At 40.8% G+C, this 15,851-nt stretch carries 14 protein-coding genes; 13 read left to right on the plus strand and 1 reads right to left on the minus strand.

What is annotated here, in order from left to right:
- Positions 1-5 precede the first annotated feature (5 nt).
- The 4 genes from JWR87_RS07955 to JWR87_RS07970 all read left to right on the plus strand — a co-directional run bounded on the left by JWR87_RS07955 (position 6) and on the right by JWR87_RS07970 (position 5,429).
- On the plus strand, positions 6-284 hold the full coding sequence (locus JWR87_RS07955) for a hypothetical protein (RefSeq protein ID WP_297818010.1): 279 nt from the start codon (positions 6-8) through the stop codon (positions 282-284).
- Between the two features lie 135 nt (positions 285-419).
- Complete coding sequence (locus JWR87_RS07960; RefSeq protein ID WP_297818012.1) at positions 420-2,663, plus strand: polysaccharide lyase family 8 super-sandwich domain-containing protein; 2,244 nt, start codon at positions 420-422, stop codon at positions 2,661-2,663.
- A gap of 220 nt (positions 2,664-2,883) precedes the next feature.
- Entirely contained in the window at positions 2,884-4,191 is a 1,308-nt protein-coding gene (locus JWR87_RS07965; protein WP_297818015.1) for an alginate lyase family protein, read from the plus strand.
- 44 nt (positions 4,192-4,235) lie between these two features.
- Positions 4,236-5,429, plus strand: a complete 1,194-nt coding sequence (locus JWR87_RS07970) for a glycoside hydrolase family 88 protein (protein WP_297818018.1) — start codon at positions 4,236-4,238, stop codon at positions 5,427-5,429.
- Positions 5,430-5,498: 69 nt separating this feature from the next.
- On the opposite strand, the gene JWR87_RS07975 is transcribed toward JWR87_RS07970, so the two are convergent.
- A complete protein-coding gene (locus JWR87_RS07975) occupies positions 5,499-6,332 on the minus strand; it encodes an OmpA family protein (RefSeq protein WP_297818021.1) in 834 nt (277 codons plus the stop codon).
- Between the two features lie 415 nt (positions 6,333-6,747).
- Between JWR87_RS07975 and trxB the strand changes: the two genes are divergently transcribed.
- The 9 genes from trxB (at position 6,748) to JWR87_RS08020 (ending at position 15,809) form a co-directional block, all read left to right on the plus strand.
- Positions 6,748-7,692: a thioredoxin-disulfide reductase gene (gene trxB, locus JWR87_RS07980; protein WP_297818023.1), complete on the plus strand. Its 945-nt coding sequence runs from the start codon at positions 6,748-6,750 to the stop codon at positions 7,690-7,692.
- Between the two features lie 211 nt (positions 7,693-7,903).
- A complete protein-coding gene (locus JWR87_RS07985) occupies positions 7,904-8,254 on the plus strand; it encodes a dihydroneopterin aldolase (protein ID WP_297818026.1) in 351 nt (116 codons plus the stop codon).
- A gap of 9 nt (positions 8,255-8,263) precedes the next feature.
- Complete coding sequence (locus JWR87_RS07990; protein ID WP_297818029.1) at positions 8,264-9,016, plus strand: hypothetical protein; 753 nt, start codon at positions 8,264-8,266, stop codon at positions 9,014-9,016.
- Positions 9,017-9,085: 69 nt separating this feature from the next.
- On the plus strand, positions 9,086-9,931 hold the full coding sequence (locus tag JWR87_RS07995; RefSeq protein ID WP_297818032.1) for a DUF3822 family protein: 846 nt from the start codon (positions 9,086-9,088) through the stop codon (positions 9,929-9,931).
- On the plus strand, positions 9,928-10,503 hold the full coding sequence (locus JWR87_RS08000) for an RsmD family RNA methyltransferase (protein WP_297818035.1): 576 nt from the start codon (positions 9,928-9,930) through the stop codon (positions 10,501-10,503). Before JWR87_RS07995 ends, JWR87_RS08000 begins: the two co-directional genes overlap by 4 nt.
- Before the next feature lie 297 nt (positions 10,504-10,800).
- Positions 10,801-11,373 (plus strand): 5-formyltetrahydrofolate cyclo-ligase, encoded by a 573-nt coding sequence (locus tag JWR87_RS08005; RefSeq protein ID WP_297818038.1) that lies wholly within the window; start codon positions 10,801-10,803, stop codon positions 11,371-11,373.
- Complete coding sequence (lpxK, locus tag JWR87_RS08010; RefSeq protein WP_297818040.1) at positions 11,363-12,457, plus strand: tetraacyldisaccharide 4'-kinase; 1,095 nt, start codon at positions 11,363-11,365, stop codon at positions 12,455-12,457. The genes JWR87_RS08005 and lpxK overlap by 11 nt, the downstream gene beginning before the upstream one ends.
- Positions 12,441-14,495, plus strand: coding sequence for a ribonuclease R (gene rnr / locus JWR87_RS08015; protein WP_297818043.1), 2,055 nt, complete (start codon positions 12,441-12,443; stop codon positions 14,493-14,495). The genes lpxK and rnr overlap by 17 nt, the downstream gene beginning before the upstream one ends.
- A 345-nt stretch (positions 14,496-14,840) precedes the next feature.
- Entirely contained in the window at positions 14,841-15,809 is a 969-nt protein-coding gene (locus JWR87_RS08020) for a polyprenyl synthetase family protein (RefSeq protein ID WP_297818045.1), read from the plus strand.
- Positions 15,810-15,851 lie beyond the last annotated feature (42 nt).

The raw sequence follows: 15,851 nt of genomic DNA on the forward strand, positions 1-15,851 counted from the left end.
ACGCTATGTTCATTAAACTCAACAACGTTGTTTTCAACTTATTTGCAGCAATACTTCCGTTGCTAATTTTTTTTGGCTATCCGAATGGCAGCCAATCGCAAACCCTTCATCCTCACATTTCAGTCGAAGCGCAGGATAAACAGGCAACCCGGGAAAAAACTAATAAACAGGAATGGGCAAAAAAGGTTTTTGACAGAATGAAATGCTTCCGTTGCTCCTTATGGTTGCTGTTTTACAATCCACAGAACGATTTTTTTACGATTCCTTCTGTTTCAAACGCCTGAAGTAAAAATCCTGTAACAACATCTATCGCATCAACTTCAATATGACCGCTTCTACGATGAACCACAAAATGAATTACACAATAGCTGCTACGTAAACAATTTAGTCAACAGTTATTTTATTACAAAACAAACCATATGAAAAAGGATTGGCGCCGAAGTAGTTTTTGTTTATTGACAGTAGTTTTTCTTTCTTTCTTTTTTTATGCTAATAAAGGCACCGCAGAAGGAAAAGACCTTACCCCAATTAAAACTGACCAAAAAACTCCCAATACAAAAGCAGATGAAGACCTTGAAATCATTAGGGCTCGAATTATCGAGGATTTGCTACAACCTGCGGTACCTGTTGCCAAAGTAGAACAGCTGATTAGCACTATTAAGCCAGATGGAAGCTGGCCGGGTATAAATTATAAGGATACAACCAAAACCGGATTTGAACATAGGATCCACCTGGAGAATATGCTTGACCTCGCAAGGGCTTATCGAAAAACAGGATCTGAATTTAAAAACAATGCGGATGTAAAAAACACACTTTCATCGGCCCTCGATTTTTGGATTGTTCATGATTTTATTTGTGAGAACTGGTGGTGGAATGAAATGGGAACGCCTAACTGGATGATCAATACATTGTTGGTAATGGATCCAGATCTCACCAAAAAGCAAAAAATCGAGGGAGCAAAAATTGCGGGTCGCGCAAGCCTGACAGGTGTGGGAGCCAGGGCGGGTGGCGACTTTGTGCCTATTGCAGGAATGGTTTGTAAACAGGGTTTGTTTCAAAAAGATGAAGCCATTCTTTCGAATGCTTTAAAGGTGATGGCGGACCAAATTGTACTTACACCATCGCGTGGTATTAATCCGGATATGGGGTTTCATCATCGCACCGATAACGTTACCTCTATACACACTTACGGAACAAACTATGTTAGTTCATTTAGCTATTGGATGGTAAAAACGGCAGGAACTAAATATGCCTTGCCCGCTAAAGCCTTAACGTTGCTGGTAGATTATTATGTGGATGGAATAAGTAAGAGTATGGCCTACGGCATTTACCCCGACCCCGCTGCCAGGAACCGTGATTTAAGCAGGAGAGGGGAAGGCGGACATGCTGCCGGAACTGAAATTCCGGAAAACTTGTTGTTGTCAACCGACTATCGCAAAAACGATCTTGAATATCTGATCAAGGTAAGAAAGCGTTTAACTACACCCGACTTAACCTGGAACAAATACTTCTGGCATTCTTCTTATTTCGCACACCAGCGCAAGAATTATTACACTTCTGTTCGTATGTATTCTACACGTCAGTTCAATATGGAAGTACCGCACAACGAAGAAGGTTTGAAGATGCATCATGTTGCTGACGGCGGAAATTTTCTTTCACGGACCGGTAAAGAATACGTTGACCTATTTCCGGTATGGGACTGGCAAAAGATACCCGGAACTACTGTAGTACAAAAGCCCTCTCTTCCTCCTTTTAAAGAAATAGCTAAAAAGGGAAAGACAGATTTTGTTGGTGCTGTTAGTGATGGGCAGTTTGGCGCTGCTGCTTTCGATTTTAAAAGTGTTCATGATCCGCTTTCAGCCCGCAAGTCCTGGTTCTTCTTTGACGGGGAATACGTTGGTTTGGGAGCCGGTATAAATGCAGAAGCAGAGTATGACGTAGCAACTACCCTTAATCAGTGCTTATTAAATGGGGGAGTAGTTGTTAAGTCCGGCGCCGGTACAAAAACATTGGAGAAAGGGCAACATCAGCTAAAGAATGTTTCGTGGGTGGTTCACGATAGTGTTGCCTATTTGTTTCCTGTAGCAGCCAATGTAAATATTGGCAACACAACTGCTATGGGAAGCTGGCGCGACATTAATCACCAGGCATCGGCACCTGTAGAACCGGTTAAAAAAGACTTGTTTAGTTTGTGGTTTAATCATGGCAGAAAACCAATGGCCGCCCGTTATGCCTACATGGTCGTTCCGGGAATTAACGCCACTACTGCCAATGGTTATCTCGCTAAATCGGGTGTTGTAATTCTTTCGAATAACCCCAACTTGCAAGCTGTGCAGAACAGAGTTTTAAATACAACAGAAGCGGTTTTCTACAAACCAGGAACTATCAAAATAAATAGTAATCTTTCACTAACTGCCGAAAGCCCTTGTATTGTATTGGTTAAAATGGGCACTAACTCAATAGAGCGAATAGCTGTATCAGATCCCACAGCGAAGCTGGCTACATTACAACTAAAAGTAACCACACCCATAGAAAACTCGGGCAAGAACTGGCGGTCTACATGGAACAGTCAAAGCAAGGTGAGCACGATTGTGATAGATCTGCCAACTGAAGGATATGCCGGACAAAGCGCTGTGTTAGAATTTGCGGCGAGGCGACCGTAATTCGCCGTGTTTTTTGTAGCCAATGCCTTGGTAATACTATTAACACTCCTGTTGCGTCGCACGCTTGTACGTTTGATCTTTTTGCTGCCTTTTTTACCAACCTAAAACAGGCATAGTAAAAACGAGGAGCCGCGAATAAAAAAATAGACAGAACAAAAGCGAGCATGGGAGCCTGGAGGTAAACTAGTTGATACCGTGGAAAAAAGAAGCTACAGTACAAGTGAGTGACACAACAAAAGTTGAGATTGAACCGAAAGTTGGTTCAATAAAAAAAGAACTAAAAAAGATAAAAGCTGTAAGGAATATGAAGAGTGATATAAAAACCAGGTTAATGAAAAGTATACAAGCAAAATTACTTTTATCCGTTTTTTTGGTATTTGTTGCCGCTTGCTCGTCGGTTAAAAGTAGTTCAGAAACTACTGCATCTCCTACGGCTAAGGAAGTGACTGAAGTTTTACGTAAACACGTGCTGGAAGAAGCTGCATGGGCTATGCAGCAGGAGCCGGAAACAGTAACAGCGCACGCATCACCACGAAGCGCGGGTGGTAAACACGATTTTTTTAGCGAAGGAGACTACTGGTGGCCAAATCCCGTTAGTGTTGATAGTCCTTATATTCAGAAAGACGGAATCACTAATCCTGGCAATTTCGTCGCTCATCGCCTTGCCATGATTCGCTTAAGCCGCATTGTAGGTGCACTTGCTTCAGCTTATAAAATTACCGGCGACAACAGGTATGTACTCCATGCAATAAAGCATTGCAAAGCCTGGTTTGTAGATGAGGAAACGCTGATGAACCCTAACCTTTTATATGCCCAGGCCATCAAAGGTAGATTTACAGGCAGAGGAATAGGGATAATTGATACCATACAATTAATGGAGGTGGTGCAAGGATTATTGGCAATGGAAACTTCGGCGGCAATGGACAAAAGCGCGTTAGCTGTTGTGAGAAACTGGTTTGCAGAATACATTACCTGGCTTACCACGCACAAGTACGGCAAGGACGAAATGAAGGCTGAGAATAATCACGGTACTTGCTGGGTGATGCAAGTGGCGAGCTTTGCTAAGTTTACAGGTAACAAACCAATTATGCAGTTTTGCAGCAACCGCTTTAAGAATGTTTTATTGCCAAACCAAATGGATAAGGACGGCAGTTTCGGGAGGGAGTTGAAAAGGACGAAGCCTTACGGTTACTCCATATTCAATCTCGACGCCATGACAACGATTTGCCAGGTACTTTCAACTCCGGAAGACAACTTGTATACTTTTACAACGGTAGATGGAAAGTCTATCCGAAAGGGGATAGACTACTTGTATCCATTCGTTGCAAAAAAAAGCAAATGGCCGCTAAAGCCAGACGTTATGTATTGGTCACACTGGCCTGTAGCGCAACCTTTTCTTGTTTTTGGTGCCAATGCTTATAACAACACCCAGTGGTTGCAAACATGGAAAAAGCTGGATCATGACCCGAAAGTGGATGAGGTCATACGCAACCTGCCCATCAGGAACCCGTTGATCTGGATTAACTGAGATTAGAACATCTACAAAAAAATGTATTCGATAAAAATGTTGAAATGATAAAAAAAATTGTAGCAGGTATCTTATTAATAACCTCGTTATCGGTTTCAGAGGCACAGAAAATAAATTTACCAAAAGTGATGGCAGAGGCCGAAAAGCAAACGGAAGTAATGCTTACAGAAATACCAAAAGCGAAAGGCGTAAGCCACGACCTTGTGTCGCCTAGAACGCTCGAGAACGGCAAGTTGAAACTAGTACCATCAAAAGACTGGACCAGCGCATTTTTTCCCGGGCAGCTTTGGTACCTGTATGAATATACCGGCAACAATAAATGGAAAGCTGAGGCAGAGAGATACACAGCTACTATTGAAAAGGAGAAAACAAATGCCGGAACCCATGACATGGGTTTTAAAATTTATTGCAGTTTTGGAAACGGTTTAAGGCTTACGCAAAACGAGCACTATAAAGATGTGATAATACAGGCGGCCAAAACCTTGTCTACCCGTTTCAATGCGACTGCAGGTGTAATAAAATCGTGGGACAACCGGACAAAATGGAAGTACCCGGTGATCATAGACAATATGATGAACCTGGAGTTGTTATTTGAAGCAACGAAGCTTACAGGCGACCAATCATTTCGTAAGATTGCCATCGTACATGCAAACACGACAATGAAAAACCATTATCGTGCAGATTTTAGTTCGTACCATGTTGTTGACTATGATACCTCTACCGGAAAAGTTTTGCAGAAAACCACTCACCAGGGGTATAGCGATGCGTCGGCGTGGACGCGCGGACAAAGCTGGGGCCTTTACGGTTATACCATGTGCTACCGCGAGACGAAAGACAAAAGTTATTTAGCGCAGGCGGAAAAAGTAGCTGAGTATTTTTTAAACCATCCAAACCTGCCAAAAGACCTTGTTCCGTATTATGATTTTGATGCTCCCGGTATTCCGAATGAACCAAGAGACGCATCGGCAGCATCTATTACGGCTTCAGCTTTATACGAACTAAGCACTTATAGTAAAAATGGTAAAAAGTATAAAGACGCGGCTAACAAAATTGTTGAAAACCTAACTAACAGTTACCGGGCTAAGTCAGGCGAAAGCTATGGCTTTCTTTTGTTACATAGCACGGGTTCAAAAGCACAAAATAGTGAAGTAGACGTGCCCTTGAGTTATGCCGATTATTATTACATAGAGGCCCTCTTAAGGGGCAAAAAATTGAAGGAAGGAAAGAAGCTGTTTTAATCTTTGCAAGTAAGGAGCATAAAAAAAGCAGCCTTAAAAAAGGCTGCCGTAGTTATATAAATATTATCTCTATTGGCCGGTAGTGTTACCGCTTTGAATTAACTGCATTAATTCATCCAACTTAGGTTCTAAAATAATTTCAGTGCGTCGGTTTTTCCCTCTTCCTTCTGCGGTAGAATTAGTATCAACAGGTACATACTTACTGCGACCACTAGCCGTAATACGGGTAGGATCGACTTTATAAGTGTCGGTAAGAATTCTTACTATAGCACTTGAACGCCCTACACTAAGTGCCCAGTTGTCTTCGAATTTACCTCTCATTGGTATAGAATCTGTATGCCCCTCAATATTTACGTTGATGTTTGTATTCGTGTTAAGTACATCAGCGAGTTTGCCTAATGCCTGTTTACCTTTTGGATTAACTACTGCACTTCCCGAGGGAAATAGTAAGTTTTCCTGCAGACTCACATACACCTTACCATTTTTAGTTGATACGGTAAGTTCATTTGAATTAAATCCTACAAGTGCATCATTTATTTTCGAACGAAGCATTTCTGTATTTTTTCGTTGCTGGTCAATCAGGGATTGAAGTTGTTCTAACCGTCGTTGTTGATCAGCTATTTGTTCCTGGCTCATATTAAGCCTTGAAGAAGCGTCCTGCAACCTGCTTGTTGCTTCTTTACGGGTTGCTTCCAACTGTTGTTGCAGCGTTGTTCTTCTCGCCTCCAAATCGCTTAGATTGCTTTGAAGAGAACTAACCCGGTTAGCAAACGTGGTGCTATCCGAACGAAGCTTATCTATTGTTTCTTCAGCCGACAGAAGTTGTCTTTTTGGCACACATGAAGTAACAAGCAATACGAAAACTGAAAGTAGGGTAAATGAAGAAGCTAGATTTTTTAGCATAAGATTTAATTTTTTAAAAAAGAGAAATTACCATGCCAACATTATTCGTTACATGGTGATAATCAACAATATAAATTGAAATACAGGCTGTTGAAAAATCAGTTTTATCAGGGCCGCAGCTGATCGGTGTCAATATTTCTCTGCAAACAACACATTTTTATTTAACAGAGAACAAGGAAAAAACAACCATTCCATTTGCTCCATTAATGGCAGAAAAGAGAGGCATATTTAATCAGGCACTTTTTGTGTAATACGGTGCTACTAAAGTTATACGTAGTAGTGCAATTGTAACAAAAAGCGAAGGTTTTATATTATGTAATTATTTTTGGTGACCTTTTTAAATAAGATGGTTACGTTTTAAACGCTTTTTGTTTATTTAGCTGCAATAGAAGGATTAAAATTTTAAAGAAAGAGAATGGAAAATAACATGGAGAAAGTTCAATGTTTAATAATAGGTTCCGGACCTGCAGGTTATACAGCAGCTATCTACGCGGCTCGTGCGAATTTAAAACCTGTTTTATACCAGGGAATTCAACCGGGCGGCCAGTTGACAATTACCACCGAGGTCGAGAACTATCCGGGTTATCCTGATGGTATACAGGGACCAGACATGATGGTCAATTTTGAAAAGCAGGCAACCCGAATGGGAGCAGATGTAAGGTATGGTCTGGCGACCAAAGTAGATTTTTTGGAGTCTCCTTATAAAGTGTGGATTGACGAGGATAAGCTGATGCTTGCCGACACGGTAATTATAAGTACAGGTGCTTCTGCAAAATGGCTTGGTCTTGAAAGTGAACAACGCCTAAACGGGTATGGTGTAAGTGCTTGTGCTGTTTGCGACGGATTTTTCTTCAAGGGAAAAGAAGTGGCTATTGTGGGTGCCGGAGATACAGCGGCTGAAGAAGCGTTATACTTATCGAAACTTTGCAGTAAAGTTCACATGCTTATAAGAAGAGACCAAATGAGGGCTTCTAAAATTATGCAGGAACGTGTGTTGAAGGCCCCAAATATTGAAGTACACTGGAATTCTTCGACAGAGGAAATTTTAGGTGAAACTAAGGTGCAAGGTGTAAGAATTAAAAACCATCAAACTAATGAAACTTCCGATTTACAAGTAAGTGCGTTTTTTGTTGCTATTGGTCACACTCCTAATAGTGATATTTTTAAAGGTTGGATAGAAATGGATGACAGCGGCTACCTGGTTACCATACCCGGCACTTCTAAAACAAATGTGGAAGGGGTTTTTGCGGCAGGAGATGTACAAGACAAACACTACCGCCAGGCTGTTACTGCCGCAGGTAGCGGATGTATGGCGGCTTTAGACGCCGAAAAGTATTTGATGATGAAAGGCGAATTATAATTCAAGTGATAAAGTTGAATGGGGGCTGTTAATTGTAAATCTTACCATTGCTGCTGCTTTTACTTTAGTACCAGGTGATACAACAACCATCTGGAATATTAGAAAAATTTAAACCGAGGATAGATATTACGGCGGAAAAGAACAAAGTATTAGTGCGAGAAGAAGATACTAGTTGGTTGCCTCCCCAAACTTTATAACCATGAATGCTGAAATGCAAATCAAATTACAAAAAGTAAAAGTATTTGGCTTCCATGGTTTAGACGTGGGTGAAGATATAATAGGAGGAGAGTTTGAGATAAATCTTGTGGCTTCTTACCACCCAACAGGTATAGTAATTAGCAAAATAGAAGATACGCTTGATTATACTGCTTTACTAAGGCTTGTAAAAAAACGAATGCAAAAGCCGACTCCTCTTTTAGAAACATTGGCAACAGAAATGGCTAGTGAAATAATTGCAAAATTTTCGATAGTGACAGCGGTAGAGATATCCATTTATAAATTGCATCCACCAATAGAAAATTTTCAGGGATCGGTTGGGGTTACTTTTAAATTAAACAGGTAAACAAAGAGAATGAAGAGGTTACTGGTTATTGCCGTTATTATTATTTCAGGAAGAGTAGTTGCACAGGACGCGACTGTACTGCTAAAGGAGGCCTCTAATCTTGAGCGTTCATTGAAAGATGAGCAGGCGCTTGATAAATACAAGAGCGTTCTTTCGTCTGATCCAGCTAATCTTCAGTCCCTTATACGTAGTAGTGAAATCTCTTCTGCTATTGGTTCGAGGCAAGTGGACAAAAAAGCAAAGCAGGAGTTTTACGAGCGTGCCAAAGATTATGCTGATAAGGCGCTGGCTATTAATCCTAACAGTGCTGATGCTAATTATGTACGAGCGGTTGCTGCAGGTAAACTGGCAGAGGTTGAATCTGAAAATAAAAAGCTGGTTGGCCATATGAAGGATATAAAAACCTATGCTGATAAAGCACTTTCATTTGCTCCAAACCATGGAAAAGCAAATTACGTTTTAGGCAAATGGAACTTCGATATGGCAACTTTTTCCTGGGCAAAAAAAGCAGCCATAAAAGTTCTGTTTGGTGCTATTCCTGATGCGTCGCTCGAAAATGCTTATAAATACATGGAAAAGTGTAAAACCTTAGAGCCCTATTACGTTTTAAATTTCCTCGACCTCGCGAAAGCATATAAATACGACAACCAACCCGCAAAAGCTATCCCCGTACTCAATCAACTCGTAAAGCTTCCAACACGAACGCCTGACGATGTCGCCTTAAAAGCGGAAGGTAAAAAGCTGCTTTCTGAAATGCAATAATTTATAAAAGGTGATGAGCGCGGGCAAGGGCATGTTTTTTTAGTATAATTGCACTCGCAATTAATTTAAATGCCCAATAAGAGTTTTAGTATTTATAGCCCCGAAGAGTTTGCAGTTGAAGAAAGTGATCAGCTAATTCTTGAAATTGCGCAATCGCATTTGGCGTGTATTGTCACAAAAGAGAATAAAACAGTAATCGCAGCTTGCGAATTTTTTACTTTTACCCAAGACGAGGGCAGTAAGTTCGACAACCTTTTTAATGAGATTACCCGGCAATCTAAAATACTTTCACGAACTCAATCTTCTGTCAGGGTTTATATAAATAATGAATATTGTATCCCCGTTCCTATTTTCAACTTCAATAAGGACATAGCCGCAGAACTGCTGGAGGTTGTATATGGAGAAGATCTTGCTTCAGCAATTCAGTTTCAGCATGTGCCCGTTGAACCAGGCATTATAAATGTGTACCGTGTCAGGCAGGATGTTCACGGTTATTTACAACGTCGGTTTCAAAAGGTTACATTGAGTCATGCTTATTCCAATATAATCAGGAGGGCAACAAGTCATACTTCAGGCCACACGGATGAATTGATCACAATACAGTTTTATAACACCTTCATGATCGTAGTTGTCGTCAAAAACGGCGGCCTGCAACTTATACAAACCTTCATGTACGAAACGCCTGAAGATGTATTGTATTACTTATTGAACATTACCCGGCAGTTTGAGTTGTTTAGCGAAAGGCTGACGCTGAAAATTTCAGGAATGATAGATGTTGAGTTTAAATTGTACAGGGAGCTTATTACATATTTTAAAAGGATCGTTTTAGAAAATGAGGTTGGGCCAAACGCAATACCAGACCTGGGTGAGCACCCGGTTCATTATTTCACACCTTTTTTCAACCTAGCGCTATGAGAATAATTTCAGGTGAATTCCGTGGAAGGAAAATTAATCCTCCTGCAAAAATGCCTAACACACGGCCAACGACGGACATAGCGAAAGAAGGCCTGTTCAATATTCTGCAGCACCGTATTGACCTTGAAGGTATAAAGACACTTGATTTGTTTGGCGGTACCGGCAGCATTAGTTACGAACTGGCTTCGAGAGGTGCCGGCGACCTTACCATTATTGAGAAAGATGCAGCAATGCACGACTTTATAAAGAAGAACCTTGAGATGTTGAAAGTTGAAAACCATAAAGTTCTTCGCCTCGATGTATTTTCTTATCTGTCTACGTGCAACGAACAGTTCGACTTTATTTTTGCTGGTCCCCCTTATTCGTTGGGAACCATAGATGAATTACCCAAAATAATTGTTGACAAAAAGTTGATTGCACCGGGGGGGTTCTTTGTTTTAGAACATACTCCGCGAAATGATTATGAAAAGTCCGCAGGCTTTAGTTTTCAACGAAATTACGGGTCTACCATATTTTCGTTTTTTACAAATGCCGGCGAAAAGCAGGCAGCCAACCAGGCAGTCGACATTTAGAATGTTAACCGGGGGGCACCTATTAGCCTCCTGGCCACTACCTATTGCCATGTTTATGATACCTGCATTTGTTTTCTAATGTAGCATTGTTGCGTCGCATTTCGTTCATCTTCTCATCTCCGGGCAGCTATTTTTAAAGCGGGTATTAGTTCGGTTTCTGCCCTAAACAAAACATAAGTAAAGATCAATAAAGAGTTGCCGATAAAGTGATTGCGTCGCAACGGTGTAGCTATGGAACACTAAAGCTGGTATAACAAAAAGTTTGAGTAATTATTAAAACAGTCGTAATTCGTTGAAATGCTGAAACAGGAACTAAGAAAGATTTATAAAAAGAAACGGGTTGAATTGACTGCAACCGAAAGAAATAAGTTGGACGACTTGCTGTTGATACAATTGCAAAATCTGGCCTTCGGTAACAGTATTGAGGTGCTTTTAAGTTATTGGCCTTTAGTACAACATTGCGAAATGAACACGCTTTTGTATACCCGCTACCTTGAAACTGCAATTCCTGGTTTAAAGGTTACCTTTCCCTTAGTTAATTTGGAAACGAAAGAAATGCAGGCAATACTGGTACATGATGAAACCGATTTTGTAGAAAACGAATATGGTATACCAGAGCCTGAAGAAGGCGACGAAATTTCGGCCGAGGAAATTGACCTGGTATTTGTGCCGCTACTTGCATTTGATAAAAAGGGCTTTCGGGTAGGTTACGGTAAGGGCTTTTATGATAGGTTTTTAAAAAAATGTCGCGAAGATGTTATTTCTGTCGGCTTCTCATATTTTGAGCCGGTTGACGCTATAGAGGACAAAAATCAATTTGATGTACCTTTAAATTACTGCATCACTCCTTTTAAAATTTATGAATTTTAATTTCTACCTGCTCAAATCTGTTAGAATTCTACTTTTTCCCTTCTCGTTGCTTTACGGATTAGTGGTAGTTATCAGAAACTATTTATTCGATAAAAGCTTTATTAAATCAGTTTCATTTAATCTGCCGATTATTGGTATTGGCAATTTGTCGGTAGGAGGAACAGGTAAGTCGCCGATGGTTGAATACCTTATTACGTTGTTGCAGGATAAATATAAAATAGCCACGTTAAGCCGCGGATATAAGCGTAAAACAAAAGGTTACGCTTTGGCTCATTCTGAAACAACGGCTCTTGAAGTAGGAGATGAACCAATGCAGTTTCACCAAAAATTTCCGGGGGTAGCTGTAGCTGTGGGTGAAGAAAGAATAGTGGCTATACCACAATTGCTGCACGACCGGCCAGAAACCAATGTAATTATTCTCGACGACTCGTTTCAGCACAGGAGGATAAATCCCGGCCTTAATATTCTGCTTACCGAATGTGCCGATCTATTTACCAGGGATTTTTTTTTGCCGACTGGCGGTTTAAGGGATCAGAAAGCTTCGTACAAGAGAGCTAACGTAATTGTTGTTACCAAATGCCCGCCTGGTATTTCGTTGGAGGAAACCGAAAAAATTAAAGAAGAAATTGCGCCAACACCAAAACAGCAGGTATTTTTTTCGACGATCCAATACGCCGACTTGTATCATATTGTAACTAAAGAAATAAAGAGACTTTCGCTGGAGGATGAAGTGTTGCTGGTTTGCGGTATCGCTAATCCGACGCCTTTGAAAAATTACCTGGTGCAACAGTCAGGAACTTATTACCAGCTATCTTTTTCTGACCATCATATCTTTACCATTGATGACCTGAACGAGGTGAAAGAAAAGTTTGAAGAAATTACGGCAGCACGAAAGATTATTATAACCACGGAGAAGGATGCAGTAAGGTTGATGAAATTTAAAAATGAGTTGATGGAAATTCCTATATATGTGTTGCCTATTCAGCATCGTTTTCTTTTTGGCAGGGGCACACAATTTGATGACATTGTAAATACTTTTATAAAAACGTTTCAAGACAATAATATATATGAGCAAAAAAGATAAGTCCTCCCGCGGAAAGAAGCATGATTCGGAGCTTGCCAAAGGAGTACTGGAAATAACACGAAGCGGAGTAGGTTATGTAGTGACAGACAGTGAGGGAGGAGATATTTTTGTTCGGCCAAATGATTTTAATACCGCACTCAATGGCGATACTGTACGAGTGACAGTAGTTCGCGAAAATCTAAGTAATGGCAAAAGAGAGGGACGTGTAACCGAAGTGGTGAATCGCAAACAAAGCGAATTCATGGGTCATATACAGGTAAGTGCAAATTTTGCCTTTTTTATTCCTGACTCAGACAAGCCTATGCCTGACCTCTATATACCTCTTGACAAATTAAATGGTGCGAAGGATAAGGATAGAGTGCTTGCAAAAATTACTAAATGGGATACAATAAATAAAAAGCCTGAAGGGGAGATTGTGCAAGTATTGCTTGCCGAGCAGGAGAGCGATATTGCCATGAAAGGCATCCTTGTAGAAAACGGTTTCCCGTTGGTTTTTGAAGACGACGTGATGGAAGAGGCATTGAGATTACCCGATGTAATATCAGCTTCAGAAATTAAAAAACGTAAAGACATGAGAGATGTGCTTACGTTTACCATTGATCCCGTTGATGCCCGCGATTTTGATGATGCCATTTCTATAAAGAAATTAAAGGCCGACCTGTACGAGATTGGAGTACATATTGCCGACGTAAGCCACTACGTTACGCCAGGATCCATCCTCGATGATGACGCTTATCAAAGAGCTACTTCAGTGTATCTGCCAGATCGGGTTAACCCCATGTTGCCCGAAAGAATTTCGAACGAATTGTGTTCTCTCAGACCAAAGGAAGATAAGCTGACCTTTTCTGCGATTTTTCAGATAAATCTAAAAGGCAACGTAAAAGATTTTTGGCTGGGAAGAACAGTTATTCACAGCGATCACCGTTATTCTTACGAGGATGTGCAGGAGATTATTGAAAAGAAAGAAGGTATCTACAGCGAAGAAGTTTTATTGCTCAACGATCTTGCGCAAGGATTTAGGGCGGCAAGATTTAAGGACGGTGCGATCAATTTTTCATCTACCGAAGTCCGGTTTAAATTGGATGAAAAGGGTAAGCCAATAGGTATTGTTGTAAAGGAAAGTAAGGAAGCACACCAGTTGATAGAAGAGTTTATGTTGCTTGCCAACAAGACCGTAGCCGAGTATATTTCGAAGGTTAAAGTGAACAAGAAGGAAGTGCCTTTTCCATATAGAATTCATGATGTGCCCGACGAGCAGAAGTTAACCCCGTTTATCGCTTTTGCTGTTAAATACGGACACAAGTTCGATACCTCTACCCCCGAAAAAATAGCTTCCAGTTTTAACCAGATGTTGGAAGACGTGAAAGGCAAGCCTGAGCAGCATGTTCTTGAGACACTCGGTATTCGTACCATGGCTAAGGCTGTTTACTCGGCCGACAACATTGGTCACTATGGGTTGGCTTTCGAACATTACTGTCACTTTACTTCTCCCATCCGTCGTTATCCGGATGTAATGGTGCATAGGGTATTGGAAAGCTGTCTTGAAGGCGCCCCTGTCTTCGACAAGAAAATGGAAGAGAAGTGCAAGCACTGCAGCGAAATGGAGCGTAGCGCAATGGACTGCGAACGAGCCGGAAATAAGTACAAACAGGTTGAATTTTTAAAAGAACATATTGGAGAAGAATTTTTAGGTGTCATCAGCGGAGTATCCGGATTTGGTTTTTGGGTTGAGACAGTAGAACACAAGTGTGAAGGATTGGTTTCGATCACCGGCCTTTCTGATTACGACGACTTCCGTTTGATTGAGTCTGAATATAGCCTTGTTGGACGTAGAAGCGGACGGAAATTCAGGATGGGTGATAAGGTATATATCAAAGTGGTATCTGCAAATTTAGCAAAGCGTCAGTTGGATTTTGACTGGGTGTTGAAACCGGAAGTGGACGAAAAACTAAACGAGGAAACTGTGGTAAAACCGGTACCGACACGCGGCAGAAGCAAAGCCAAAGGTGGTGAAAAGAAAAAGAGGAAGGCGGAGTAGTTATAAATTTTGGGTGTCGGACGAATACCATTACTCAGCTTTCGTTGCGTCGCACACTGGTACTATAAACCGTTGAGGAACTTTTTTCCATATACTTTAATAAATGCTTTGCGGCTCTTTTGGCCCTCATGGAGGACGCTATCAGCGTTGCCTCGCACCATATGGCAACCAACTAGGTTATATTGCTTTTAAAAAGATGCAATAAAAAGTTGCGGTACAAGGGTGTGACACAACCAACGCTTCACAGCGATCTTCTGCTGGTGCCATAAGAAAAAACAAAGACTTTCGGGGCTGCCATTACCTGACTATTTTTTTGCCACTATATTTGCCCACACAGAAAAGCTTATGATGCATTCGTTTGGGGAACTTGTTACAAAATTTACTACCTGCTTCAATGTTCGGCATTTTCCCATAGCACCAGCCACTTTGTATGACCCCTGCGAATATTTTTTGGGGTTAGGCGGTAAAAGAATAAGACCTGTAATGTGTCTAATGGGAAACGAAATGTTTGATGAGATTATTCCTGATGCTTATCATGTCGCCAATGCTATTGAACTTTTTCACAATTTTACCCTGATACATGATGATATAATGGATAAGGCGCCGCTAAGGCGTGGAATGCAAACGGTGCATACAAAATATGATGAACCGACTGCATTACTTAGTGGAGACGTGATGATGATACAGGCTTATGAATACATTAATAAGGTGAAGTCAAACTGTATTCATAGAATTCTTACACTTTTCAATAAGACTGCGGCGCAGGTCTGCGAAGGCCAGCAACTGGACATGGATTTTGAAAAAAAACAGACAGTTGATTTGGATGATTACATTGAAATGATTGGATTGAAAACATCGGTGCTGATGGCTGCAAGCCTTCAACTCGGCGCCATTTTAGGTGGAGCAGGAGATAGCAACGCAAAACATTTGTATGAATTTGGTTTAAACCTTGGCATCGCCTTCCAGGTACAAGATGATTACTTAGATGCATTTGGAGACCCTGAGAAATTTGGAAAGAAGGTGGGTGGAGATATCGTTGCGAATAAAAAAACTTTCTTATTAATTCATGCATTGAACGTGGCAACCGAAACTCAAAAAGAGGAGCTGCAGAATTTGCTAAAGCAAAATGAGGATGACAAAGTGGAGAAAGTACTATCGATTTATAAAAGTTGTGGAGTGGATGAATGGGCGAGAAGCTTAAAAGAAAAATACATTACAGCAGCTTTTCAACACCTTGAAGATATCGCCGTAGTGTCTGTTCGAAAAAAACCTTTAAAAGAGCTTACCTCTTTTCTTATACAACGAGATTTTTAAACATTGCCTGCCACGCAATTAGTGATTTAATAATTTGTAAAG

The sequence above is a fragment of the Segetibacter sp. genome (assembly GCF_025963695.1).
Taxonomy (GTDB): Bacteria; Bacteroidota; Bacteroidia; order Chitinophagales; family Chitinophagaceae; genus Segetibacter.

Bases quoted from the DNA above. Each gene is read 5' to 3' on its own strand.
- lpxK (WP_297818040.1), top strand. From the start codon at position 11,363: ATGAATTTTAATTTCTACCTGCTCAAATCTGTTAGAATTCTACTTTTT.
- rnr (WP_297818043.1), top strand. From the start codon at position 12,441: ATGAGCAAAAAAGATAAGTCCTCCCGCGGAAAGAAGCATGATTCGGAG.
- JWR87_RS08000 (WP_297818035.1), top strand. From the start codon at position 9,928: ATGAGAATAATTTCAGGTGAATTCCGTGGAAGGAAAATTAATCCTCCT.
- JWR87_RS08020 (WP_297818045.1), top strand. From the start codon at position 14,841: ATGATGCATTCGTTTGGGGAACTTGTTACAAAATTTACTACCTGCTTC.
- JWR87_RS08005 (WP_297818038.1), top strand. From the start codon at position 10,801: ATGCTGAAACAGGAACTAAGAAAGATTTATAAAAAGAAACGGGTTGAA.
- trxB (WP_297818023.1), top strand. From the start codon at position 6,748: ATGGAAAATAACATGGAGAAAGTTCAATGTTTAATAATAGGTTCCGGA.
- JWR87_RS07985 (WP_297818026.1), top strand. From the start codon at position 7,904: ATGCAAATCAAATTACAAAAAGTAAAAGTATTTGGCTTCCATGGTTTA.
- JWR87_RS07970 (WP_297818018.1), top strand. From the start codon at position 4,236: ATGATAAAAAAAATTGTAGCAGGTATCTTATTAATAACCTCGTTATCG.
- JWR87_RS07955 (WP_297818010.1), top strand. From the start codon at position 6: ATGTTCATTAAACTCAACAACGTTGTTTTCAACTTATTTGCAGCAATA.
- JWR87_RS07975 (WP_297818021.1), bottom strand. From the start codon at position 6,332: ATGCTAAAAAATCTAGCTTCTTCATTTACCCTACTTTCAGTTTTCGTA.
- JWR87_RS07960 (WP_297818012.1), top strand. From the start codon at position 420: ATGAAAAAGGATTGGCGCCGAAGTAGTTTTTGTTTATTGACAGTAGTT.
- JWR87_RS07990 (WP_297818029.1), top strand. From the start codon at position 8,264: ATGAAGAGGTTACTGGTTATTGCCGTTATTATTATTTCAGGAAGAGTA.
- JWR87_RS07995 (WP_297818032.1), top strand. From the start codon at position 9,086: ATGCCCAATAAGAGTTTTAGTATTTATAGCCCCGAAGAGTTTGCAGTT.